The sequence below is a fragment of the Salinisphaera sp. T5B8 genome (assembly GCF_040361255.1).
Lineage (GTDB): Bacteria > Pseudomonadota > Gammaproteobacteria > Nevskiales > Salinisphaeraceae > Salinisphaera.
This window is the reverse complement of record NZ_APNG01000014.1, coordinates 95,895-119,097: the sequence shown is the minus strand read 5'-3', so window position 1 is coordinate 119,097 and position 23,203 is coordinate 95,895. Positions and strand designations below refer to the sequence as shown.

At 61.7% G+C, this 23,203-nt stretch carries 20 protein-coding genes and 1 tRNA gene; 8 read left to right on the top strand and 13 right to left on the bottom strand.

Annotated elements, in window-relative coordinates; all coding sequences use genetic code 11:
* Window positions 1-206 precede the first annotated feature (206 nt).
* From T5B8_RS13595 to T5B8_RS13585, 3 genes are all read right to left on the bottom strand, one after another.
* Window positions 207-2,351 (bottom strand): FUSC family protein, encoded by a 2,145-nt coding sequence (locus tag T5B8_RS13595; RefSeq protein WP_353179558.1) that lies wholly within the window; start codon window positions 2,349-2,351, stop codon window positions 207-209.
* Between the two features lie 513 nt (window positions 2,352-2,864).
* Entirely contained in the window at window positions 2,865-4,379 is a 1,515-nt protein-coding gene (locus tag T5B8_RS13590) for a metallophosphoesterase (RefSeq protein ID WP_353179556.1), read from the bottom strand.
* 42 nt (window positions 4,380-4,421) lie between these two features.
* On the bottom strand, window positions 4,422-7,145 hold the full coding sequence (locus tag T5B8_RS13585) for a CehA/McbA family metallohydrolase (RefSeq protein ID WP_353179554.1): 2,724 nt from the start codon (window positions 7,143-7,145) through the stop codon (window positions 4,422-4,424).
* A gap of 527 nt (window positions 7,146-7,672) precedes the next feature.
* Here T5B8_RS13585 and T5B8_RS13580 point away from each other — a divergent pair.
* The 7 genes from T5B8_RS13580 (at window position 7,673) to T5B8_RS13550 (ending at window position 14,330) form a co-directional block, all read left to right on the top strand.
* Window positions 7,673-7,942 (top strand): DUF4212 domain-containing protein, encoded by a 270-nt coding sequence (locus tag T5B8_RS13580; RefSeq protein ID WP_006912179.1) that lies wholly within the window; start codon window positions 7,673-7,675, stop codon window positions 7,940-7,942.
* A 9-nt stretch (window positions 7,943-7,951) separates the two neighbouring features.
* Entirely contained in the window at window positions 7,952-9,718 is a 1,767-nt protein-coding gene (locus tag T5B8_RS13575; protein ID WP_353179553.1) for a sodium:solute symporter family protein, read from the top strand.
* Window positions 9,719-9,915: 197 nt separating this feature from the next.
* The gene (locus T5B8_RS13570) at window positions 9,916-11,196 is read left to right on the top strand and encodes a DUF445 domain-containing protein (protein WP_353179552.1); all 1,281 of its coding nucleotides are present in this window, start codon (window positions 9,916-9,918) and stop codon (window positions 11,194-11,196) included.
* Between the two features lie 23 nt (window positions 11,197-11,219).
* Window positions 11,220-11,969 carry an Abi-alpha family protein gene (locus T5B8_RS13565; protein ID WP_353179550.1) on the top strand — a complete coding sequence of 250 codons (750 nt, stop codon included), beginning with the start codon at window positions 11,220-11,222 and terminating at the stop codon, window positions 11,967-11,969.
* 253 nt (window positions 11,970-12,222) lie between these two features.
* Window positions 12,223-13,086, top strand: coding sequence for a M23 family metallopeptidase (locus T5B8_RS13560; protein WP_353179548.1), 864 nt, complete (start codon window positions 12,223-12,225; stop codon window positions 13,084-13,086).
* A 244-nt stretch (window positions 13,087-13,330) separates the two neighbouring features.
* Window positions 13,331-13,555: a DUF2188 domain-containing protein gene (locus tag T5B8_RS13555; protein WP_353179546.1), complete on the top strand. Its 225-nt coding sequence runs from the start codon at window positions 13,331-13,333 to the stop codon at window positions 13,553-13,555.
* Between the two features lie 412 nt (window positions 13,556-13,967).
* Window positions 13,968-14,330, top strand: coding sequence for a hypothetical protein (locus T5B8_RS13550; protein WP_353179544.1), 363 nt, complete (start codon window positions 13,968-13,970; stop codon window positions 14,328-14,330).
* A gap of 31 nt (window positions 14,331-14,361) precedes the next feature.
* Here T5B8_RS13550 and T5B8_RS13545 read toward each other — a convergent pair whose 3' ends face one another.
* From T5B8_RS13545 to T5B8_RS13535, 3 genes are read right to left on the bottom strand one after another with little or no spacing between them, the layout of a single operon-like run.
* A complete protein-coding gene (locus tag T5B8_RS13545; RefSeq protein ID WP_353179542.1) occupies window positions 14,362-14,793 on the bottom strand; it encodes a carboxymuconolactone decarboxylase family protein in 432 nt (143 codons plus the stop codon).
* A gap of 39 nt (window positions 14,794-14,832) precedes the next feature.
* A complete protein-coding gene (locus T5B8_RS13540) occupies window positions 14,833-15,438 on the bottom strand; it encodes an FMN-dependent NADH-azoreductase (protein WP_353179541.1) in 606 nt (201 codons plus the stop codon).
* On the bottom strand, window positions 15,363-15,878 hold the full coding sequence (locus T5B8_RS13535; RefSeq protein ID WP_353179539.1) for a GNAT family N-acetyltransferase: 516 nt from the start codon (window positions 15,876-15,878) through the stop codon (window positions 15,363-15,365). The genes T5B8_RS13540 and T5B8_RS13535 overlap by 76 nt, the downstream gene beginning before the upstream one ends.
* A 90-nt stretch (window positions 15,879-15,968) precedes the next feature.
* Between T5B8_RS13535 and pdxR the strand changes: the two genes are divergently transcribed.
* Window positions 15,969-17,381: a MocR-like pyridoxine biosynthesis transcription factor PdxR gene (gene pdxR, locus T5B8_RS13530; RefSeq protein WP_353179566.1), complete on the top strand. Its 1,413-nt coding sequence runs from the start codon at window positions 15,969-15,971 to the stop codon at window positions 17,379-17,381.
* 157 nt (window positions 17,382-17,538) lie between these two features.
* On the opposite strand, the gene T5B8_RS13525 is transcribed toward pdxR, so the two are convergent.
* From T5B8_RS13525 to T5B8_RS13495, 7 genes are all read right to left on the bottom strand, one after another.
* On the bottom strand, window positions 17,539-18,051 hold the full coding sequence (locus tag T5B8_RS13525) for a hypothetical protein (protein WP_353179537.1): 513 nt from the start codon (window positions 18,049-18,051) through the stop codon (window positions 17,539-17,541).
* Window positions 18,041-18,430: a hypothetical protein gene (locus T5B8_RS13520; RefSeq protein WP_353179535.1), complete on the bottom strand. Its 390-nt coding sequence runs from the start codon at window positions 18,428-18,430 to the stop codon at window positions 18,041-18,043. The genes T5B8_RS13525 and T5B8_RS13520 overlap by 11 nt, the downstream gene beginning before the upstream one ends.
* Before the next feature lie 162 nt (window positions 18,431-18,592).
* A tRNA-Ile gene (locus T5B8_RS13515) sits at window positions 18,593-18,669 on the bottom strand.
* A complete protein-coding gene (locus tag T5B8_RS13510; protein WP_353179534.1) occupies window positions 18,660-19,199 on the bottom strand; it encodes a group I truncated hemoglobin in 540 nt (179 codons plus the stop codon). The genes T5B8_RS13515 and T5B8_RS13510 overlap by 10 nt, the downstream gene beginning before the upstream one ends.
* Before the next feature lies 1 nt (window position 19,200).
* Window positions 19,201-20,061, bottom strand: coding sequence for a DUF3034 family protein (locus T5B8_RS13505; protein ID WP_353179532.1), 861 nt, complete (start codon window positions 20,059-20,061; stop codon window positions 19,201-19,203).
* A complete protein-coding gene (locus tag T5B8_RS13500; RefSeq protein ID WP_353179530.1) occupies window positions 20,058-22,385 on the bottom strand; it encodes a putative bifunctional diguanylate cyclase/phosphodiesterase in 2,328 nt (775 codons plus the stop codon). The genes T5B8_RS13505 and T5B8_RS13500 overlap by 4 nt, the downstream gene beginning before the upstream one ends.
* Window positions 22,382-23,071 carry a methylamine utilization protein gene (locus T5B8_RS13495; RefSeq protein WP_353179528.1) on the bottom strand — a complete coding sequence of 230 codons (690 nt, stop codon included), beginning with the start codon at window positions 23,069-23,071 and terminating at the stop codon, window positions 22,382-22,384. The genes T5B8_RS13500 and T5B8_RS13495 overlap by 4 nt, the downstream gene beginning before the upstream one ends.
* Window positions 23,072-23,203 lie beyond the last annotated feature (132 nt).

The window sequence follows — 23,203 nt, the reverse complement described above, 5'->3', positions numbered from 1 at the left end:
GGAAAGCCGCCTAGCTCCTTTCCTCATACACCAGATTTGACAGTAACTCGTAGTGGCGCAGTGTCTTCCTTTAGATGTAAATGAAACCAGCTGGAATCATGGAGTAGGTCTTTCCATCGAATGGACACTGAGGCTTCCGGAGTCATGGGGCCAAGTGTTGCATTGTGAGGCAAGACGGGGTCAAGGCAAGACGGGGTCAGGTCTAGCTAAGTAGCATTGGTGGTGGCCTCGTTCGCCGTCTCTGGTTCGGTAAGCGGCGATTCGCCGTGCTCGAAGGCCAGTATGTAGTCTGCCAGGGCCGAGGCCACCAGCTCGGCGCAGATCGCGGCGCGGATGACGAGCCGGCGCTCGGCGGGACGGTCGAGTGCGACGCCGTGTGCCAGCAGTTGTGCGGCCAGGTTGTGGATGGCTCGCGCGCGCTCGGCGATATCGTCGAGCGAACCCGGCCGGCGTCCTGCGAATAGCGTGCGCAGGGCGTCCATTTCGCGGTGCACGCTGTCGTTGAGTGTTCGGGGCAGGGTCGCCCGCTCGGTCAGCACGACCAACGAGCGGGCCTCCAGGCCAATGTTGATTGCTGCCAGCACGGCCTGGCGCGCGGAAAACCGATACGGTTCGTCGATTTCGCTTAGCGCGAGCGAATTCAGACGGTCGTACATGCGGGTTTCGAAACGCTCGCGCGTGTGCCGCCGTCCGTCGGCCAGTTCGTCGAATACGCCTCGCATCTGTTCACGCAGGCGCTGGCGGGGTGACACCGGCAGCACCAGCCGAAACGCGAGCACGGTCAGCCCGATGGCGCCGAAGATGCCGAGCACGGTCTGAATATAGGTTTCGAAGCTGGGTAGGGCGCCGTTCTGAACATGTACCAGCAGCGCGAACATGACCACTGAGATGCGTCCGGGCAGGGCTAGGCGCGGGTTGGGCACCGCCATCGCCAGGCCGCCGACGAACACGACCGGGAGCATCGCGAGCATCAGCATGGGGAAGCCGACCGCCTGCGGCAGCACCAGAAAATTGATGACGAATGCTGCGGTCGCGGCCAGGGCCAGGCCCTTGGCGAATCCGCCGGCGGCCGCAACCGGGTTGGGCAGGGTGGCAAAGATCGTGGTCAGCGACGACAGCAGGATCATCAGTAGCACGGCCGGCAGTTGGGTGTGGAAATTCACCCACACCACCCCGCCCAGGGAGACCGCGGTCAGCGTTCGCAGGCTGTTGCGCAGGGCCTGGCGTATATCCATCGGCTGACTGAATTCGGAGCGCCGCGAAATGTGCTTGCTGGGATGCTCGCGCTCGGCGATCAGCAGGCCGTGGGTGGTCATCGCTGCGCGTCCGCGACTGGCCAGCTCCAGCGCCCGGCTGAGTACCACGTAGTCGGCCAGACACCGAGGCCGGCCGTGGTCTGCCGGCTCGTCGGCGAGCGCGCGGATTGCCGCGTGGGCATCGTCGAACGCCTGTTTGGCGCCCTCAGCGTCTTCCGGCTGCTCTGAGAGTCGCCGTGCCGGTTCGGCCAGCGCGGCGATCGGGCGCGTATCGATGGTTTCGGTATGGCCGGCCAGATAGATATGCAGCGACGAGGTGGCGCTGATCAGCGACAGGATGTCGTAATCCAGGCGTCGGGACAGGCGGTCGAAATTGGCGAACTCTGGGGCTTCGTAACGCAGATACTGGCGGGTCTGCTCAAGCGCGAGCGTCTGCGCGGCCAGGGCCTGGAGCGCCGGGTGCGGATCGTCTTCGCTGCGTGGCCGACCCGGCGCGGCGGGCTGGTGCGACGATAGCCCGGCCAGGCCGATAAATTCGCGCCCCAGATCGCGCAGCAGGGCAAGCCGGCTGTTGAAGTAGTTTCGAATGCCGATAGGCGGTGAGAACAGCACGTTCACCGCGGCCGTGACCAGTGCTGCTAGCACACACTCGGATACGCGCGCGACCGCGATATCGAACGGCGGCGTGGCCAGCGAGTGCGCCAGCATGACGGTCACGCCGGCGATGAACCCGGCAATGGCGAAACCGTAGGACAGATTGTTGCGCAGTACGTTGGCCCAGAACGCACAGAAGGCGACCCAGAGCGCGAGCGCGGCCGCACTGAGTTCGTAGGACTGGCCGAAAAAAGCCATGATGGCCAGACCGGCACACCCGGCCACGATGGTGCCGGTGGCCCGCGCGAAGCCGCGGACCAAGGCCATGCCGGGCGCCGGCTGGATCATCACCGCCACTTCCAGCGATGCCCAGTACGGCCGGTCCAGCGCGAGCCACATCGACAAATACAACGCCAGGGCAATCGCCAGGCACAGCCGTAGCGCGAATAACAGCTGGTCGGTGGAAGGCGTGAGCAGCCAGGCGAGAGGCTTCATGCGCATTACTATGCCCGCTAGCGCGTGCGCAATACAGCTTTTGCCATGCCTGTTCGGGTTTCGGGCGTCAGTCGCTACGGACGGCCATACGCCCGGTCGGTATATGACGGTCTATCGTCGATAGCCCGATGAGCGTACGTCTTGCGTTGGTTTCGGAATATGCCGATAGACAACAAGATATTAGCCCGATGAAGCGTCCGACCGGCTAAGGCTGCGAAGGCTTTGGGTGGTACAGCCTGGGGGCAGATTGCTCCGGTGACCCCTTGCCTCGTTCGTCCATTCCTTAGGTCGGGTAGTGCACTCAGGGCCTGCATGCATGCAAGGGCACGATGAATGAGCCCTTGTAGGGTTTGATGTGCTCGGCACTGGGCGTTTTCGAAGCGAAGTGGCGTCGAAGCTGGCGCGACGGGTAACGCCCGGTAAAGCGGGCGACACGGCAAGCGCGAATCGGCTTACGTGGTGGGGATAGCAAAAAAATCGCGGTCTGTGCCTTATTCGAGCGTGGTTTTAGAAACGACGCTAGCGACGCCGGGAGATCGCTTCCAGGCTGTCGTGCAAGGCGTTGCGTTCGCGGGTATGGCGCAGCATGGCCTGGGTCTGGTCGGCGTTGAGCAGCTCGCTTCGGCCGGGTCTGGCGAACAGTTGGCGTTCGTCGCTATTGCGCGAGCGCAGCTCGAACGTGTCGATCGCGTTCAGGCGGGCGCCGGCGAGCGTGTTGTCTTCATTATCGACCGCCCAAGTGGTGGCGGTGAGGCGTTTGCCGTCGACGTTGTATTCCGTAAAGCAGTAGCGTACGGCATGGGCGGCCGACCATTCGCTGATGGGCGCGAAACCACGCAGGCCGACGCCGCCGCTGCCGCCGGTGACCTGAATATAGCCGTTTTCTTGCGGCAGGCCTCGCCCCATCGGTTTGGAGCGTTGGTAGATATGATCGTGGCCGACCATGGCCAGGTCTACGCCGTAGCGTAGTAGTTTGTCTTCTTCGAACAGAACCAGCGCGGGTGAGGCAGGCTCGCGACCCTCTTGGTCGGTCCAGAGGGTGTAGTGCTGTACCAGGATGATGAAATCGATTTCGCCCTTGGCGCGACGCAACGCGGCCTGGGCAAGCTCGATTTCGAGCCAGGCCAGTTCGGCGACCAGATCCAGGTCCTGGACGACATTGTTGCCGAGCAGCGAGCCGCCCGTGCTTACAACGAAATGGACGTTGCCGTAGGTCATTGCATATCGCGTATTTTGGCCGGGCTGGCGTATGCGGCTTCGATAGGCCTTGCCACCGTTGTCTTCTTCTTCGTGATTACCCGGCGCGGTCATGACCGGCAGCGTCGAGGCGTAAGGTGCGAGCCGGTCGAACCAGGTATCCCATTGGGGTTGATCGCCATTGGCATACGACAGATCGCCGGCGATGAACAGCAGGTCCGGGTTGCGTTCGCGTACACCGTCGAGCACGGCGAGACTGGCCTGTTTGAGCCCGTGATCGCCGAAATGGCAGAACCGCAACGGGCCTTGTGGTGTGGGTGCAAGGACCTTGACGTTCGACCAGCGGCCGGGCGCGCCAACGCGATAGCGTATGGGCAGGCCGGCATCGAGGCCGGTAGCCGTGGCCGCATGGGTCAGTACGTTCGTGCCGAAGGCTTGTTCGGCACTGCCCTCGATGCGCCCGGGAAAGGGGGCGCAGGCGATGTCTTCGGCGCTCATGGCACGTGTGACCGGCCCGTATTCCAGTTGCGAGCCAGGGTCGTCGAGGCCGTCGGTATACCACGTAAGCGTGCGCGTTCGCACGGGATCGTCGGTAAAACTTACATGTATGCCGCGCGGCGATTGCGCCAGATTTGCCGGCGCACACCGTTCAGGTGAGGCGGGCGGCGTTTGCGGATCGCTTGGTCCGGTGGGCGCCCGGCCGGCGCCCAAGTCGACTGGCGTATCGTCGCTACAACCCCACAGCAACGGCCCGCCCGCCGCGATTGCGGCGCCGCGTAAACCGTAGCCGAGTATCCGTCGCCGTGCGTTGTTGACTGTATCCGTCGACTTTTTCATGTCGCTCTCCCGACAAGCGGTATGCCGCGCGCTTGCCTACGGCTAGTGCAAAGACACCGAGAACACACCAAATCGGTTGTCGCGCTGGACGCGTTGTAGTGCGCGATCGCTGGTGAATACGAGCTCGCCTGCGGCGAGCCGCTGGAAGGTGGCGTTACCGGGGCCGGTTACGGGTACGGGCGTCGCGAAACCGTCGTCGGTCACGTCGGCCGCAAAAATGCGCCACCGCCAGTCGGCACTGCGGCTGTCCGACCAGCTCAGGGTTAATGCGCCATTGGCGCGGTGTCCGAAAGCCGGCCGGCGGGCCATGCCGGGCTCGCTTTCCGCGGTCACGTCGACCACTGCCGAAAAGTGTGCGCCTTGGTCGTCGGATCGCGCAGACCGGATATACAGATCGCGCCCGGACGAATCATCGTTGCGCTTTGCGTCCCAGGCCACGATTAGCTCGCCGTTATCGGTGAAGGCCAGATCGGCATGCCAGGCGGCACGGCTGGCATCGTTGCTGGCGTTGACTGGCGCCGACCAGTTCTCGGCCTGCGCGGTACGCGTCGCCACGAGGATTTCCCAATCATCCGGATCGGTGCCTTCCCCGCGGCCTACCTGGCCTGTCCAGAGCGGTTCCTGATCGTAGCGGTTGTCATGCCAGGCCACTGCGATGGTGGCGTTCTTCGATACCGCCACCGCGGGGAATAGCGATGCCGGGTATCGCGCGCTGCGCGTATCGAGCGGGTTAGCGGCCCGCGTCTGCTTGGTGGCCCCGGATAGATTGATCGGCTGCGCATCACGGCCGACGATGAACGCGAAAATATCGAAGGCGCCTAATCCCACACCTTCGGCGCGGGCATTGTCTTGCCAGACCACGACTGGCGCGCCGTCGGGCATAAGGGCAATAGCCGGATGCATGGCACGTCCCGCGCCGTTCGACAGTGTGCGCGTGGTCTCCCAGCTCAGACCGCCGTCGCCGCTATGCTTGAGACGGATACGCGGCCGACGCGGGCGCTGTGTATCGCTATCCTCTTGCCATACCACCCAGACATTGAGCCCGGACACAGCGATCCGGGGAAAGCGCGCGTTGACAGCGGATTCGCTCAGAACCGTTACCGCGCTGAATTCATTGGCCGCATCCCGGCGCCGATATACGATCCGGGTGGCGGTCTCGGTATGCGCCTCGGCGACGTAGTGGGTGGCGAAATCGCCGCCTGCGAGATCGGCGAAGCCGGCGAAGCCCGTATTGGCGCCGAAGAGACGGTGTGCGCCGTCGGGTTGTGCGCGGTCCGCGGGTATGGCGACTTCCGGCGCCGGTTCGGCGTAGTCGCCCGTCACGGAAACGAAAATCGGTGACGTGACGGCGCGCAGTTGATCGGGCAGGTCGGTAGGCGCTTCCAGGCCGGACGGTAGCGCACTCGGGCCGCGCACCATGACATACCACCAGCGATGCCCCGTCGCGGGCGCTTTGACCGTTATCGTACGCGTGCTTTCGTCTTCGCCAGGCTCGAATTCGAGCACTGGATCGATCGGATTGCCCGGCCCGTCGTCCCGACCGGGGCTTTGATACACGAGCACGCGATTGCCGCGCGCATTGCGCGCCGAGATACGTAGTTCGATGTCTTGATTCGGCTGTGTCAGCAGTTCGCTGCCGACGATGCCTTCGAAAACGCCGTCCCTCTGGGCGTCGGCCTCGATGTTAGGGAATGGCGCGTCGCGGTCCGCGCTGACCACCGTTCGGCCGGCGGCCATCGCCGAGAGTAGGCTACGCTCGGTACGATCGGCGGCGTAGACCCAGGTCGTCGGTTTGCCGGGGCCGGAAATCGACCACAGCAGCCGGTCGTGATTGTCGCTCGCCCCGACCACGCCGAAACGCCAACCGCGGTTCCAGCGATTTTCAGCGTAATCGATTTCGGATTCCGGGTTTTCCCCCTTGTTCCAGATTTCTGCGAGTGACTGGCCGATCTGACTGGCGTAGTTCTTCGCGGTCGGGGTATCGGTTTCGCGGTCGTAGCTGCGCCGGTCGGGATGCGCCTGATTCCATAGTGCGCCCTGGGCGCGTACGTCCCAGATCGATTGCTGGATGGTGCGAAAACCCGGATCGTTTTCGGGCTCGTCGCCCTGGACCGCCGTATCGATCGCACCGAACACCGTACAGTGCGGGCTGCCGTTGGCTTCTTCACCGGCGATAAGCAGGACTTGGTCGCTGTCCCAGGTCGGATCCCAGTGCTGGTCGTAGGTGCGATGGTCGGTGAGTACCATCCAATCCAGCTGCTGTGATACGCCGAAGCCGATCTGGTCGTCGGTGGCGGTGGTTCCGGGGCCGGTATCGTCGAACAGTTGCCGTAGAAAACTGCCGTCCGAGGAGTGGTCGTCGTGGACATGGCCATCGCCGGCGAGCCAGCTTCCGGGGGGCGGGGTGGGTTCAAAGCGCGCGGTCACCGTTTGCGTGCCCGTGCCGGAAATACTGCACGCACGGCTGCCCTGGCAGGCACCGCCCCAGCCTGCGAAACGGCTCCGATCGGCGGCGTTGGCGCCGAGCGTGGTGGTGCTATTGGCAGGTCTTTCGATCTCGCACGACTGTTCGCAGCTTTGCCCGCCAGGCCCGGTCGAAACGCGGCCTCGGCCGTCGCCGATGATGACGATTTGTAGCCGGACAGCCGGTTGAATGGGCTGCTCCTGTGCTGGAGGGTTAGCCAACGCCACGTCGGAATCGGAATCGGAATCGTTGCAGCCTACGATGCCCAATACGATCGCGACCACCGCGAGCAAACGCTTCATGCTTCAAGCTCCCCGCCTTGCTTGGCCGGCCACGCAGGCACGCAGCGCTGGCCCAAGATACGCTCGATTGAATAAAAGCTCCCTTAGGCAGGGTATCTAGGCATATTGATATGACATTAGTGCGACGTATCGATATCGAACCGGTTGGTAAGTCGCAGGCGGGCTTTATTCGATTCATTTGCCGTTCGTCGGGCATATTTGAATTGTAGGGCGGGTGTTTTAACGCGCTTCGAATTCGAGTGGAAATATCTAGCCAGTGAGGGCCCAAGCGGATGGTTCACGCAGCGTATCGATAGCTGGCGGCATCGTTTAGTCAGAGACGTAAAGATGTCCATGCCGAGGCCGTGGCCGAACAACGATGCTGTCTGGTGGCGCAGGTAGGTACGCTGCATGGTCAATACATTATTTATTCGCAGGCTTTCGGCATACCGGGCTACACAAATGGTTGAATAGCCAAAAGTCTCATTGTCGCTTCTCCACCGCTACCCGAGGATGGTTGCGGACAATTCATAACAATGGAGGGGGATATGTCCGATCGGCCATCCGATGCGGCCGCGGCGTACTGGCAAGCCAATATCCGGCTTGTACTCAAGCTGCTGGTCGTATGGTTCGTGGTGTCCTACGGCTGCGGCATTCTGCTCGTGGACGTGCTCAACAATTTCCATATCGGTGGCTATCCGCTGGGGTATTTCTTTGCCCAGCAGGGCGCCATTTACGTGTTCTTGTTCCTGATCTTCTTCTATGCATTTCGCATGAACAAGATCGATCGGGAATTCGGCGTCGAAGAAAAGGAATAGAGCGCACCCATGGATACACAAACCTGGATTTATCTTGCGGTGGGCGGCAGTTTTCTGCTGTATTTCGTCATCGCGATCGCCTCGCGTGCGGGGAGCACGGAGGACTTCTATGTGGCCGGCGGTGGTGTCGGGCCGGTGGCCAACGGCATGGCCACGGCCGCGGACTGGATGAGTGCGGCCTCGTTCATCTCGATGGCCGGGCTGATCGCCTTTCTGGGCTATAACGCCTCGCCCTATCTGATGGGCTGGACCGGTGGCTTCGTGCTGCTGGCACTGCTGCTGGCGCCGTATCTGCGCAAGTTCGGCAGCTTTACGGTGCCGGCGTTCGTGGGCGCGCGCTATTACTCCAACGTGGCGCGTACGGTGGCGATCATCTGCCTGATCGTGGCCTCGATTACGTATGTGATCGGGCAGATGAAAGGCGTGGGCGTGGCCTTCGGACGTTTTCTGGAGGTGGAGTTCGAAACCGGCGTATTGATCGGCATGGGCGTGGTCTTCGTCTATGCGGTGCTTGGCGGCATGAAGGGCATCACCTACACCCAGATCGCGCAGTACATCGTGCTGATTTTCGCGTTCACGGTGCCGGCGATCTTCATCTCGATTCAGCTCACCGGCGTGCCGTTGCCGCAGATCGGGCTGGGTTCGACCATGGCCGATGGCAGCGGGGTCTATCTGCTGGAAAAACTCGACGGGGTGATTACCGAACTCGGTTTCGACCGATTTACCAACCCCGAGCATTCGACGCTGAATATCTTCATGCTCACCTTGTCGCTGATGATCGGTACGGCAGGCTTGCCGCACGTGATCATCCGCTTTTTTACCGTGCGCAAGGTCAGCGATGCGCGTAAGTCGGTGGGCTGGGCGTTGTTCTTCATTGCCATTCTCTACACCACCGCGCCGGCGGTCGGTGCAATGGCACGCTTGAATCTGATGGAAACGGTACAGACCGGCCCGGTGGGCGAGGCCAATTCCAATCTGGAATACGAACAACGCCCGCAGTGGTTCAAGACCTGGGAAGGCACGGGCCTGCTGGGCTTCGAAGACAAGAACGGCGACGGCCGGATCCAGTACTACAACGACAAGAACCCCGAGTTCCAGGCCACGGCCGAAAGCAATGGCTGGCAAGGCAATGAAATGGTCAATGTCGACCGTGACATCATGGTGCTTGCCAATCCGGAAATCGCACAGCTGCCGGCATGGGTAATCGCGCTTGTGGCAGCGGGTGGTGTGGCTGCTGCGTTGTCGACAGCGGCTGGGTTGTTGCTGGCCATCTCGTCGGCCATTTCGCATGACCTGCTCAAGAGCATGCTCAGGCCCGATATCAGCGAGAAGGGGGAGCTCATGGCGGGCCGTATCGCCATGACCGGGGCGATTCTGGTGGCCGGTTATCTGGGCATCAACCCACCCGGGTTTGCGGCGGAAGTGGTGGCACTGGCGTTTGGCTTGGCAGCCTCGTCACTGTTCCCCGTGCTGCTTATGGGCGTGTTCTCCAAGCGCATGAATCGGGAAGGTGGTATCGCCGGCATGCTGGCCGGGCTGACCGTGACCATCGTCTATATCTTCTTGTACAAGGGGGTATTCTTCGTGCCGGGGACCAACCTGTTCGCTGATAACGCGTCGAACTGGATGTTCGGTATCCAGCCGGAGTCGTTTGGCGCGATTGGTGCGCTGATCAACTTCGTGGTGGCCTTTCTGGTGTCGCGGGTGACCGCGCCGCCGCCGGCCGAAGTCCAGGAGCTGGTCGATAACGTGCGTATTCCGGGCTCGCTGCGCTAAGCGCCCGCGAGTGACGATACGCCTGACGAGGCCCCGCTTTGCGGGGCCTTTTTATTGGGCGGCTGGATTGCGCAGCAAAAAATTGCGTGCGATAGGCGACAGCGTTCGTTAATGGCTGTATGTTGATTCGAAAACGCGATCTTTTCCGAGCCGTCTGGCTGGCCTTCGAATCGCGACAATAACAACAACACGAGCCCGTGCAGGATTACGAGGAGACCGGTTTCATGATGGACTTGGCGTTTCTGGGAACCGCGACGTTCTGGAAGTATGCGTCCATGCCGTTTATCAGCGCGATAATCGGCTATATCACCAACCGCGTGGCGATCTGGATGATGTTTCATCCGATCGAGTTCGTGGGCATCTGGAAGCCGTTTCTCGGCTGGCAGGGCATCGTGCCGCGCAAGGCAGCCAAGATGTCGGCGATCGCCACCGACACGATCACCCAGAACCTGATCGACAGCGAAGAGATCTTCGCGCGCCTGGACCCGGACGAGGTGGCCGACAAGCTCACCCGGCCGCTCAACGAGATGACCGAAGATCTCGTCAACGAAGTCATGCAGGAGCACCACCCCACGGTGTGGGCGCGTACCCCGCAGGCCGCGCGCGACACTATCGTTGCCCGTGTGCAGGCGGCGGTGCCGGGTGCGATCGCCGATACCGTGCGCGATCTGCGCTCGGATGTGAATCAGGTGTTCGACCTCAAGGATATGGTCGTGACCAATCTGGTTCATCACAAGGAACTGATGAACCGCATCTTTCTGGAAACCGGCAAGGAAGAGTTCAAGTTCATTGCGCGTTCGGGTGCCTATTTCGGCTTCCCGCTGGGCATGGTTCAGATGTTTGTCTGGATGTTCTTTCAGCCGTGGTGGCTGTTGCCGTTGTTCGGCATGCTGGTGGGCTGGTTCACCAACTGGGCCGCGCTGAAGATGATCTTCAACCCCAAGGACAAGCATCGGATCGGCCCGTTCGAATTGCATGGCCTGTTCTTCAAGCGCCAGGCCGATGTGGCCCGGGCCTACGGTGACCTCGTGGCCAACGAGGTGCTCGCGCCGGCCAATATCCTCCAGCAGGTGCTCAAGGGCCCGTATTCGGATCGTATCTTCGCCATCATTGCCCACCATGTCGGTGAGGCGGTCGATGAAAGCGCGGGCCCGGTGGGGTCCTTCATGAGCTGGACCGTGGGGGACGTGAACTATATTCGGCTCAAGCAGACGGCGGTCGAGCGTCTGATCGAATACACGCCCGATGCGCAGGGCAGCGCATCGCCCACCATGCAGGAGTTCATCAGCTATACGAATCGCACCATGGCGATCGAGCAGACACTGGTGGAACGCATGAGCCAGCTCTCGCCGCGCAAGTTCGAAGGCATGTTGCGCCCGGCGTTCGAAGAGGACGAGTGGATTCTCATTACGGTCGGCGCCGCACTGGGCCTGGCGGTCGGCGTGTTTCAGTTCATCGTTCTTTTCGGCGGCGCCTGAGTTCGGTTCGCCAAGGAGACCCCGTGAATCAATACGATTATGAACAGCAGCGCTACGACGCGTTTGCGCCCGAATTCGAGGCGGAAGACACCGCGCCGTTGCCGTTGCATTTGCTACGCCGCACCGCGCTCTGGCTGGGCCGCCGCCCGGTCGCTGGAGCGGGCATTCGTGCGCTGCGCCGGGCCGAATACCGGGCGCTGAAAAGTCTGGGTGAGCGCCTGGATCGCGCCGGGATTCGTCCCGCCGATCCGCTGGGCAACTCCAGCCCCAACAGCGATACGCTGCCAGCCCAGATTTTCGCCGAGCTGCTGGATGCCTCGCGCGGGACCGATCAACAGGCGATCGAACAGGATTTTTACGTGCGCCTGTTGCGCCAGCTCAACCCGTCGCAGGCGCGTATTCTCGTGCTCATGGCCGACGGCAGTACCTGGCCGATGGTGCATGTGAATGCCGGCTCGCTGCCGGGGCTTGCGAGCACGCGGGTGCTGTCGTATGCCTCCAGCGTCGGCAAGGAAGCCGGGGTGCTCTTGCGTGCCCAGGTGCCGAACTTCATTGCCCATATGTATTCGCTCGGCCTGCTTACCGTGGGCCCCCAGGAGCGCGAGCTCGAACCGGAATACGAAATCCTCGAGGCCGATACGCTGGTGCGCAATGCCATGGCCTATATCGAGGAAGAGCTCAATCAGTACTCCAATATCGAACGCTGCACCATCCGCCTGAGCGAATTTGCCGAGTCGTTGTGTGCGGTCGCCTTGCCGCAGGGGCGTGCCTGAAGGCTGCGTTCGTCGCGGCCAGCGGCGGCTTCATATAGGATCGACGGCGCGGCCCGCGGCTGTGAAACCCGAAACCGACAGGCGACGAGGTTTTTGGTCGCGATATCGTCAATAAACGCCACCTGTCGCCCGACGGGATGACCGATGGGCGCGCCGGTGCATAGACCCAACCTAGCTAGCGCCAGGCGAACACGACGCGTACGGGCGATGTGCGTTCGTGCGCCGGCAGGCCTGTCATGAGATGCCGATAGCCATGAAATCGACGACTTCGAAGACTAAGAAACGGCCTGCGATAGTCGGTCTTCTGGCCGGTCTGCTGATCAGTCTGCTCTACGCCACACTTGCCTGGGCCGCGCCGGCGAGCGAAACCGTGTTCCCGGCCCACGTCCAGCAAGGCGCGCTGGTTTATGGCCGCGTGCCGCCCGGCAGTCGGGTGGTTTACGACGGCCGCCAGCTCGATGTGACCGACTACGGCACGGTGGTCTTCGGTATTGGGCGTGATGCATCGGGGGTTGCCCGTGTTCGGGTGACACCGCCCGACGCCGACGAAAGTAAGGTCTCGATTGAAATTCGTCCCCGAGACTGGCCGGTCGAACGTATTAACGGCGTACCCCCCAAAACCGTGTCGCCGCCGCCGGAAATCGCCGCAAGAATCGCGCGTGAGCAGCAGAAAGTGACCGCCGCGCGGGCGCATAGTAATCACGGTCTTGGCTTTGCCGAACACTTCATCTGGCCCGTGCGCGGCCGGATCAGTGGCCGGTTCGGAAATCAGCGTGTCTACAACGGCACCCCCGGCTCGGCGCATTCCGGCATGGATATCGCCGTGGCCACGGGCACGCCGGTCAAAGCGCCTGCCGCTGGCACCGTGGTGCTGGCGGAACCGGACTTGTATCTTACCGGCGGCACCATTCTCATCGACCACGGCTATGGCGTGGGCTCGAATTTTCTGCACCTGTCCAAGCTCGATGTCGCCGTGGGCGATACCGTGGCCCAGGGCGATATCATCGGCGAAGTCGGTGCGACCGGACGGGCGACGGGCCCACATCTGCACTGGGGCATGACCTGGTTTTCCACCCGTATCGATCCGCTGTTGGTACTGCAACGCCCCAACCGCTAGCCAACCCGATCGGGGAGGGTGGCCGGTTTGGTGCGCGGATGTGCACCGCGGGCCCCGGTACAGACGCGCGGCGTAACCTTCCTGCGCGTTGGCAGGCCAGATCGGTTGCCAGAAGCGCGAGTCGGGCTGCCTCGCTGCAACACGGCACAGCGGTGTCATAGACGTATGGCTTACGTAGTTGTACGGAGGACCGCCTCTGGTTATCATCTACGTCCGTTGCTGTGGTGCACCATCGGGAGGCGCTATGCAGGTATTTCGGGTTTTGCGCAATCGCGCATATTGGTATGTCGAGCAGGTGGGGATGCACCGTGCCGTTCGCGGCTATCGCTGCCGCGACAACGCCATCGCCCGAGCCATGGATCTGGCCAGCGGTCACCGTCCCAGCGTGGTTCGTATCGAAGACGCGCAGGGTGCGATCGAAACCGAACGCAACTTCGGCCAGCCGAACGCGTTGTCGAAAAGCGCCTGAAATGCATGCTGCGTTGCAGGGCGGCTGAGCGGCGGCCAGGCAATTGCCCGCCAAGGCAAGGCCCGGATCGCAAGTCCTGCACTGGCGCCTTGTTTACCTTTCCCTCATGGCCACGAATCATCCCCGTTGCCGGGTGGGTCGGGGTGTATGTGCCGTCGTTTCGCAAGGATGACGGCAGTAAGAACCCGCGGCGGCGTCTAGCGCCAAGGCGTTGAAAAAACGGGCTAATTATCCGAAGCGAGAGCCTGCGTTTTTTCGCCAGGCTGTCTTGTTCAAATAATCTTCGATCTGTCGCCTGCCTGTCACCTGGACGGCGCAGTCTAGCGGGCACTCGACGCAGCGACCGGCCGCGCCCCGCGACCATGAGCCGCGCGTTCGACCTGCAAACCTGTTCCTCGTGGAGGCAACGAACATGATCACGGCTATCGAACACCACCCCGATGCGTTATGCGCCTTTCTCGGTGCAATGGCACAGAAGTATTTTCCGGCAGATCGTCTCGGCGATACCGAGCTGGCCGAGCGCATCGCTGCGCGGGTGATGAGTGCGGGCACCTATCGTGATGTATGCGAACTGGTCGATCTGGCCGGTCGCGATTATCTGGCCTGGGTATTTAGTACCGCGCCGCGCGAGTGGTTCAGTGACCCCGCGCGCGAGTACTGGCAGCGTCATCTGAGCTCGTCTGGCCGTTATCCGGCCCGTACGCGCGCTGCGAGCACCTTGGCACGCACGACCGGGCATACAAACGCGCTCACGGCACGCGTAGCGAAACATTAATCGGCCTTTTGTAGCAGCGCTCGTCAGCGGCTTAAATCCGCATGCCGACGGCGAGCCGATTGAACGCGTTCATCAGCGCCACGGCAAACGTCAGATCCGAGATCTCGGTATCGTCGAAGTGTGTTGCCAGCGGTTGGTAGGCCGCATCGGGCGCGGCGGTTTCGGCGACGTGGGTCAGGGATTCGGCCCAGGTGAGGGCGGCGCGTTCGCGCTCGGTGAATCGATCGCTTACACGCCAGCCGGCCAGGCTATCGATCTTGGCATCGTCGAGGCCGCGTTGGCGTAGCAGACCGGCGTGCAGTTGCGTGCAGTAGGCACAGCCGTTGATCTGCGACACGCGTAAGTTGATCAGCTCGATCAAACCGGCACCCAGCGGGCTTTTCTCCAGGGCTTTCTTGCTGTGTAGAAAACCCTGATAGGCACCGGGTGACAGCTCGTTGTATGGAAGGCGGGGTGTGGTCATGGTCAAACTCCTGGGTGTGGAATGAAAAGGTTCAGAGCGCTAGTCCAGTAGCCCGTTTGTGCGCAGCTGTACGCGAGCCGCATTGATCGCTGTGACGCGCCGCGATTGGCCGGCCGTCAGGCCTTGCAGATAATGAAAGCCGATATCGGTGATGCCGATGGTGGCCAGTACCTGGCGCAGGTAGGGCGATAGAAAATCCGGCTGAAATGCGTCCTGACCGCGATGAACGCCGCCCGAACTGACGAGGATCGTGGTCGGCCGGTCCGCCAGCAGTCCGACTTTACCTTCGGCGGTAGCGGCAAAGCTGCGATTGATCCGAACCACGTAGTCGACCCACAGCTTGAAGGCCGCGGGCACGGTGAAATTGTGCATGGGTAGGGTGATTATCAGCCGATCGCTGCGCTCGAGCTCGCCAATCAACTGCTCGGATACGCGAAAACGCGCATCGTCGTGGCTTGCATTGCCGGTGACCGCCTGCGCGTAATCGGCATCGATCGGCGGCAAGGCAGGGGCGGTGAGGTCGCGTTCGATCCGGACGGCACTGGGCTCGTAACGTGCGATGCGCTCGCCTATTTCGGTTGCGAGTCGATAGCCCTGCGCTGCGGCGCCGTGCGGGCTGGCGTGAACGAACAGGGTGCAGCCCATGCGTGGTTGTCCAGATCCTGATAGAAACCGATGCTGCGGGTGAGCATGCCCTGGCGAAAATAAAAGCGCTGTGCCAGTGCCATGCCCAGGCCGGTATCCAGCACCAGTTGTCGGCAGCCGGCTGCGCGGGCCTCTCGGCGGACAACGTCGAGTAGATGCCCACCGATATGGCTACGGCGCGCCTTCGCGCATACCACGAGATCGTCGACGAACAGGAACCGTCCGTTCATCAGATTTTCCTGGTATCGGTAGCCGATCAGGCCGACTGGGTTCGCCTCGCGCCAGGCAGCGATCAGACGATAGTCATGCGCCATCTGGCGTAGCACTTGGGCGGCGAAGGCGGGCGCGTTCGTCAAATGCGGGCGTAATTGACGCATCACGGCAAAGCAACGCTGGCAATCCTGTTCGCGGGTGACTTCGGCGATATGAAATTCGGTCACGGGCGGGCTCCTGTACTGGCGCAGGCAGATTAGGCTCGACATGACCTGGATAACAGAGCCAAGATGCGCCAATCGGACTGGGACATCCGTATGCATCCATCTCTGCAAACCGACCGCGCGTTGGCCACGCCGCTGCATCGACAGCTCTACCATCGCTTTCGAGACGCGATTGCAGCCGGTCGGTTTCGACCCGGCGATCGTGTGCCCTCCATCCGTAGCCTGGCCAGCGCATTGAATCTGTCGCGTGGCACCGTCGAACTGGCGTATCAGACGTTGATTAGCGAGGGCTATTTGTTGACCCGCGGCGCGGCCGGCACCGTGGTTTCGCCGGCCTTGATTGCGGCGCGGATCGCGCCCGCGCATTGGGACGAATCGACCCCGGCCGGCCAGGCATCGACTGTGGCTGAGCGTTCGCCAAGCCCCTTTCAGCTCGGGCTGCCCGCGCTGGACGCAGTGCCGACGCGGCTGTGGCAACGCCTGATGACGCGGCAGCTCAAAGCCAGCACGCCGGCCACGCTTGCCTATCCCGATCCGCAGGGGCATTACGCCTTGCGACATGCGCTGGCCGCCTATCTGGGCGTATCACGCGGCATCGATTGCAGCCCCGATCAAATCATTATTACTGGCGGCTACTGTGAGGCGCTGCGGATTATCTGCTGTACAGTGCTGCGCTCGGGAGACCACGGCTGGTTCGAGGAGCCCGGTTATTTCAAAGCCCGCAATGCGTTGCGCGCCGCCGGCGTCATACCGGTGCCGGTCGCGGTGGATGAGGACGGTCTGGATGTCACGGCCGGCCGGCGCCAGGCCCCGCAGGCGCGTTTCGCCGTCGTCACGCCATCGCATCAGAGCCCAACGGGCGTATCGCTGGCGCTGGCCCGGCGACTGGCCTTACTGGCATGGGCCAACGATAACGACGCCTGGATTATCGAGGACGACTACGACAGTGAGTATCGTTATCAGGGCCGCCCGCTGCCGGCGCTGAAAAGCCTGGATCGCGATGGGCGGGTGCTCTATGCCGGTACGTTCAGCAAGGTGCTCTTTCCCGGGCTACGATTGGCCTATCTCGTGGTGCCGCCGTCGCAAGTCGCCCGTTTTCGCCGCACGCTCGATGATGCCGGTCACGGGTGTCCGCAATTGCCACAAGCCGCGTTGGCCGATTTCATGGCCGAGGGGCATTTCGCGCGTCATCTCAAGCGTATGCGCAGCCTGTACGCGCAGCGCAGAGGCTATCTCATACAAGCGCTCGCAACCCGGCTGAGCGATCGCCTGCATGTCGAACCCCAGGCCGGCGGCATGCATCTGCTTGCGCGGCCCAAAGGCCACCGCAGCGATATCGACATGGCCGACCGCGCACGCCGTCACGGTTTGGCGCTGCAGGCCCTGTCTGCCTGGTTCGATGGCCCCAGCTGTGCCTGTGGCCTATTGCTCGGCTTCACCAACATCGCATCGCAAGCCGAGGCCGACTGTTGGGTCGATGAACTGAAAACGGCGCTGGATGGCTGACCTGCGCTCAAGTCGCGCGGCCCCGTGGCGGATAAATCGCCAAGGGGGGGGGGGGGGGGCGAGTGTGCGCCGTCTGCGGCGATAGTCACCCACGGTCAGCGCATCGAAGGCAACTGTGGGCCCGGCAGGACTCGACTGTCAATAACTGTACTGACCGTTACTCATGTCGACGACCAATACCCCATCCGCCTAGGAAGCCGCCGAGGACACCGCCTAAGCCAGTTATGATTGGAACTAGAATGTCCGGTTGATTTTTGAACAGGAAAAGAATATAAGCAAATAACACAACGCCGACCAAGAGCGCAGCGAATCCATAGCGCCGATTTGATGTTGCATCGGATTGCTTATTGCCTTCGCGCTGTTTATGAAGGTTGTATTCGCGTTCGTCATGATTCGCCGCGAGATCAAGCACCTGAGTCACATGGCTCTCGTTCATCTTCTGATGAATCGGATTTGGCATAGGGCCTTGCCCCATCATCGCCATTATCTCAGTAACTTGTTCGGGCTTATCCCGCTTCAGCTTCTCTATAGCTGACTCAAGCTCGCCTGGCGAACTTATCTTCGATTGGCTAGCACCATCATTTCGATCGTCCGCTTCTGCCGAACCGTTTTTGGCGCTATCTGCGGATCCTTGGGTCCGCGTATTTTCTTTTTCGTCTTCATCGCTCATATGAGGATTTCGATGTAGCTATAAACCAATGAGGGTTATCGAACGACGAAAGCCTATCAAAAACGTTGTCAATCCTTCTCTGCGCGAAACCTTCGGCTATGAATTGTATGACTGCATCAGCTTCGTCTTTTGAAAGCGTGCCGTCGTCAGAAGCCTCGAGTATGAGCCTTGTCGCTTTACGAACAGCGCTGGCATCTTCTCCCAAATTCCGTTTAGGCTGAGTTTGGCCTATAACAGAATGGAGAAGAAAATTAACCAAATCCCTGCTGGTTCTCTTTTCAGTTTCGTCTACTTTGAGATCTAGCTCATTAAGGCTGCGGGCGTTGCGCTCGATACGCCTAGCGATATCGACGTTCGACTCGCGTTTAGCTAATGTCATGGTATTGCCTCTGCAACTACGCTGTAACGATAAGCTTGGTAGTCAATCTTAGTTGAGAACGCTAGCGACCACAATTAGAGCGTTTGCTTTATACAGTGTCTACTTGGCGTCTACTTAGGTCAGAACTTTATATTTAAGTTCGACGTAATTGCTTGAGTTAAATGGTGGGCCCGGCAGGACTCGAACCTGCGACCAAGGGATTATGAGTCCCCTGCTCTAACCAACTGAGCTACAGGCCCCGTACATTGCGGGGAGCACTATATCGGTATAGCGGTAGGTCGCCAAGGATGAGTTGGCGAAGTTCGGGTGTGGGTGGGGGCGCAATGTCGACGATCTCGCGCCGATCGGGGGCAAGCCGAGCCAGTAGGCGATTCTGAGTGGCGGTGGATAACCCGCGTTCTTCCATCGAAAGTACGAGATCCTCCACCAGCGCGTTGAAGTCGGCACTGCTGATCTGCTGGCCGCGATGGACATCGCGCATGCTGTCGCCGGTGTATTGGCAGGGCCCGTCGGCCACGGCACAAATATAGTCGGTGAGCATACGATGCAGCCGCTGGATATCCACGCGCCGGAAATCGCCGGCAATGCGCCGATCGGCGGCGATGGTCAGCAACAGCGTTTCAGTGAGTTCGGCGATGCCGTCGCGTTCGCCAAGGGCGACATACAGGCTGCGGTCGGGCGCCGGGCGGGCCTGGCAACCGCTCAGGCAGGCGCCCAGCAGGATGACAAGCGGTAGGAAAACCGGCATGAGTCGGTAGCGCACGGACATGCTAGAAGCCGGTCTGTAGCGACAGGAAATAGCCGTTCTGGTTGTCGAATCCGGCGACCTGCCCGAGATCGACATAGGCCAGCGTCAGCGCGAGTTCTCGTGTCGGTACATAGACCAGATACAGCGTTTTCCAGTCGTCTTCGGCGACCGTATCGAGCTTGTCCGGTTTCTGGCGATATTCGGCGCCCACAAGCCAACGGCGATCCAGAAACAGGCCGACGCCGAATTCGCCGACCAGTTCATACCGGTTGTCGTGGGCGCTGCCGAAGCCGAGCAGGCCGAGTTGATTGGCCCGGGTCGCACGCGCGGTAGCGTTGACGATGACGTTGCGATCGGCGATGGCGGCAAGAAATACCTTGCTGGCCGCGAAATAGACATCCACGCCGTGATTGTCGCGCGCGCCCAGCAGCGCCGGTATGCCGAAATCGGCGTTGTGCGTGTATTGCAGCCCGATGCTGTACTGGCCGAAACGGTCGTAGAGTGCTTCGCCGGCCAGCCGTAGTTTGAGGCCGAGGGTTTGCTGGCGGATATCCGCGGCCAGCGGTTTGACCTTGAGTCGGTTGTAGGCAACGGTCACCGCTAGGCGATTGGCCCAATTGAAACCGACGCTCACCGTTTGCAGGTCAAAATCGTCGACGCGGGCGGTGGCGGTGGCGAGGTTGACGCTGGCTTCGTCTGTGCTGGCATAGCCGTTGAGCACCGCCCAGGTGGTGATGCCGCCGCCGGCGGCGCCGTTGACGTTGGTGACACCGCCGCTGCCCCATAGACGGCTGCCCGCAGCTTCGGCCAACAGGGTGCTGGTCAGCAACAACAGGCCGGCCCAGGCGGTGCCGTATCGGTAGCGCCGGGATTGCGGTTTCATTGCTGCGTTTGTCGGGTATCGGTTTGTGCGCGCCAGCGCGAGCGATCGGCATCGTGATCTTCGAGCCAGCCCACCATGGCTTCGGCGGTCATCGGCCGCGACAGGAAATAGCCTTGAATGAGATCGGCACCGCGGTGCAGCAGATAACGCCAGGAGGCCGCGTTTTCGATGCCTTCCGCGACCACCTCCAGGCCGAGCTTGTGGCCGAGATCGATGATGAGGTCGACGATGAACTGATCGGCCGGCGTCTCGGCGAGCCCGAGCACGAAGGATTTGTCGATCTTGAGTTCGTCGGGGGCGAGACGCTTGAGCTGGGCCAGCGACGAGTAACCGGTGCCGAAATCGTCGACCGAGATACGCGCGCCACGGCTTTGCAGCGCGCGTAGGTTCTGCAGCGCCGTCTGGGGTTCACGCAGCAGCGCGCTTTCAGTGACTTCCAGGGTGATGCGTTCGTTGCCGAGGCATTGTTCCAGCAACGGGGTCAGGGTGCTTTCCAGTTCGCTCTGGGCGATCTCGTCGGCCGACAGGTTGATGGCCACACCCAGATGCAGGCCTTTCGACTGCCAGTAGGCCAGATCACGGCAGACCTGCTGAACCACCCATTCGGTGACAAGCCGGATCTGGCCGGAGCGCTCGGCCAGGCGAATGAATTCGTCGGGTGCGATCGACCCGAGCGTTGGATGGTTCCAGCGTGCCAGTGCTTCCGCCTGTACGATTTCGGCGTTGGCGAGCGCCATCTTGGGTTGGTAGACCAGCGACATTTCGCCGTTCTTGATACCGGGGGCGATACCCTGAATGATCGCGAGTTCGCGCTGGTGCGCTTCGTCCATGCCGGGCTGGTAAAAAAATGTCGCACAACGGCGCTGGCGCGATGCATCGCGTGCGATAACCGTACGCCGCCAGGCGGATTCGATATCGTCGGCGTGTTCGGGAATACGCACGACGCCGACGTCGAGCAGCAGCTGGATCGACGTATGCTGGAGATACAGCGGCTGTTCGACCTTGGCCCGGATATGCTCGATGAGCCCGTGAAGCTCCTCATCGTCGGCGTCGCAGTCGATGAGCGCGAGAAAATCGTTGCCTTCGATACGCCCGAGCGTATGTGCCATGGTGCAGGCATTCTTGAAGCGGCCTGCGACCGTTTTAAGCACTTCGTCGCCGAGCTTGTAGCCCAGCGCGCTATTGATACGTGAAAACCCGTGCACGGCGATACGGATCAACGTCACCCGGTCGCCGTCGTTCATCTGCTGATAGAGCACATCGCGAACGGCGTTGCGGTTGAGCAGCCCGGTCAGCCCGTCGTGCGTGGCCTGGTGACGGATACGATTTTCACGCTGGCGCACCGCGATCTGCATGTCATTGAGTGCATCGCTCAGGATGTCGAATTCGCCGATGCCCTGGGCGCCCGGCGTCTCGTGGTAGTGACCGGCCGCTACGGATTCCGCGAATTCGCTGAGTTCGCGCACGGGCTGGCTCAGCCGGCGCGCCAGCGCGATGGCCACCACTACACTGAACCCGATCGTAATCAGAAACACGAGTGTGAGACTGCTGGCCAGGTCGTAGTAGGGCGAAAGTACGGTCTGGCGCGACAGCGACAGGGCCACATCGAGCTGACGGCCATCGGCATCGAATAGCGTATGTCGCTCGCTCAAGAAGGCGTCGCTGGCGTCGACGGCGACATCGCCGTCCTGGTTCTGCGGGCCGGTCGAAAACAGCTCGTGTTCGCCTTCGCGTACGATGAAATCGACATTTACGCCGGTTACGCTCGCCACATTACGGGCGATTTCGGCGTCCACCAGAAACCCCATGCCGACCCAGGCGATCAGCCGCGGTGCGTTCACGGGCGCGATGACATATTGGTAGGGGCGCTCGTCCACCATGACCAGGCCGCTGGCACTGCCCAGCCGGCGCGCGCGGTCGAGCACACTGCGAAACGGCTCGTTACTGGTGTCGGGCTGGGTCCGTGGCACGCGCGTGACCAGCTCGCCGGCGGGCGTGGCCAGGGTGGCCAGATCGGCATGCGCACGGCTGCCGAAATTGCGCAGTACGGTGCGCTGGGTGGGTTCGTCCTGGGTGGCGGTCGCCGATTTGAAACCGTAATCCGAGGCAAGAATGCTGACTGTGGCCAACAGCTGTTCGGCGCGCAGATCGAGCACACGCTCGAGCACGCGGTTGGCCACCGCCAACGTATCGTGGGCTTGATGCACGCGCTGGTTGTAGGTGCGATGCAAAATCGCGATCGTCACGCTCAGTTCGGCCAGGAGCACAAAACCGAGCAGCGCGATCATCAGCTGATTTCGGAACGTGCGCGGACGCAGTGTCATTGGGCAATCCGATCGAATCGCTGTTGCAGTGACATGGATTCGTTTGGCGGGGGCGCAGGCGGTGGCGATATCTCGATATCGACGGTTATAGAGTCGGTATCGGCCGCAAGTCGCCGAATTACACCCCCGTCACCGATATTGAGCCATTCATGCCAGATACGTAGCGTACGTGCGCGGGCTGGCACGTCGGCAAAGCGTACCTGTCCGTCAGCGTTGGTCACCGCCATGCGCGGCGCATCGCTGACCACGATGAATGCATGCATCGAATCATGAATATTGCAGCCCAAGGTGACGACCCCGGTCTTGTCGAACAGGATCGGCCGCTCGGGCAAGCCAACATACAGTTTGATGTCGAACGTCTTGGCGTTGGAAAACGAGTAGACGTGATGGCGGGTGTTGTCGTGGTTGGGGAACAACACGCTGGTGTTCACCGGAATCGCCAGCACGTGCGGAACGAACGTCATATCGCGCTGACGCATCACCGCCGGGCTTGGATTCGGATCCGGCGCGGGTGCATTCGGCCAGTCTACGGTGACCACGGCGTTGGACAGCGGCCGGTCTTGCGGGTCGGTTACGCGTACATCCAGGGTGGCGCACCAGCTCACGGGCAGGGCGAGTAGCCACAACGCAAGGCCGACGGTCAGGCGACAGGCGACGTCCGGCTTTGCGATCCGAATAAAAGCCATGCGTTGTCCATACGTTCGATGGCATCAAGGGCACGGCTAGACAGCGTGCCCGGTTCCGATGACCTGCCCGGCGTGTGGCCCGCTAGGCGGTTTGCATACCGTACGGACGAAGCCGGGCGCGCCGTGCAGAGG

Bases quoted from the DNA above. Each gene is read 5' to 3' on its own strand.
- T5B8_RS13500 (WP_353179530.1), bottom strand. From the start codon at position 22,385: ATGACACTGCGTCCGCGCACGTTCCGAAATCAGCTGATGATCGCGCTG.
- T5B8_RS13550 (WP_353179544.1), top strand. From the start codon at position 13,968: ATGATCACGGCTATCGAACACCACCCCGATGCGTTATGCGCCTTTCTC.
- T5B8_RS13520 (WP_353179535.1), bottom strand. From the start codon at position 18,430: ATGACATTAGCTAAACGCGAGTCGAACGTCGATATCGCTAGGCGTATC.
- T5B8_RS13540 (WP_353179541.1), bottom strand. From the start codon at position 15,438: ATGGGCTGCACCCTGTTCGTTCACGCCAGCCCGCACGGCGCCGCAGCG.
- T5B8_RS13525 (WP_353179537.1), bottom strand. From the start codon at position 18,051: ATGAGCGATGAAGACGAAAAAGAAAATACGCGGACCCAAGGATCCGCA.
- T5B8_RS13505 (WP_353179532.1), bottom strand. From the start codon at position 20,061: ATGAAACCGCAATCCCGGCGCTACCGATACGGCACCGCCTGGGCCGGC.
- T5B8_RS13590 (WP_353179556.1), bottom strand. From the start codon at position 4,379: ATGAAAAAGTCGACGGATACAGTCAACAACGCACGGCGACGGATACTC.
- pdxR (WP_353179566.1), top strand. From the start codon at position 15,969: ATGCATCCATCTCTGCAAACCGACCGCGCGTTGGCCACGCCGCTGCAT.
- T5B8_RS13585 (WP_353179554.1), bottom strand. From the start codon at position 7,145: ATGAAGCGTTTGCTCGCGGTGGTCGCGATCGTATTGGGCATCGTAGGC.
- T5B8_RS13560 (WP_353179548.1), top strand. From the start codon at position 12,223: ATGAAATCGACGACTTCGAAGACTAAGAAACGGCCTGCGATAGTCGGT.
- T5B8_RS13495 (WP_353179528.1), bottom strand. From the start codon at position 23,071: ATGGCTTTTATTCGGATCGCAAAGCCGGACGTCGCCTGTCGCCTGACC.
- T5B8_RS13545 (WP_353179542.1), bottom strand. From the start codon at position 14,793: ATGACCACACCCCGCCTTCCATACAACGAGCTGTCACCCGGTGCCTAT.
- T5B8_RS13580 (WP_006912179.1), top strand. From the start codon at position 7,673: ATGTCCGATCGGCCATCCGATGCGGCCGCGGCGTACTGGCAAGCCAAT.
- T5B8_RS13575 (WP_353179553.1), top strand. From the start codon at position 7,952: ATGGATACACAAACCTGGATTTATCTTGCGGTGGGCGGCAGTTTTCTG.
- T5B8_RS13595 (WP_353179558.1), bottom strand. From the start codon at position 2,351: ATGCGCATGAAGCCTCTCGCCTGGCTGCTCACGCCTTCCACCGACCAG.
- T5B8_RS13555 (WP_353179546.1), top strand. From the start codon at position 13,331: ATGCAGGTATTTCGGGTTTTGCGCAATCGCGCATATTGGTATGTCGAG.
- T5B8_RS13510 (WP_353179534.1), bottom strand. From the start codon at position 19,199: ATGTCCGTGCGCTACCGACTCATGCCGGTTTTCCTACCGCTTGTCATC.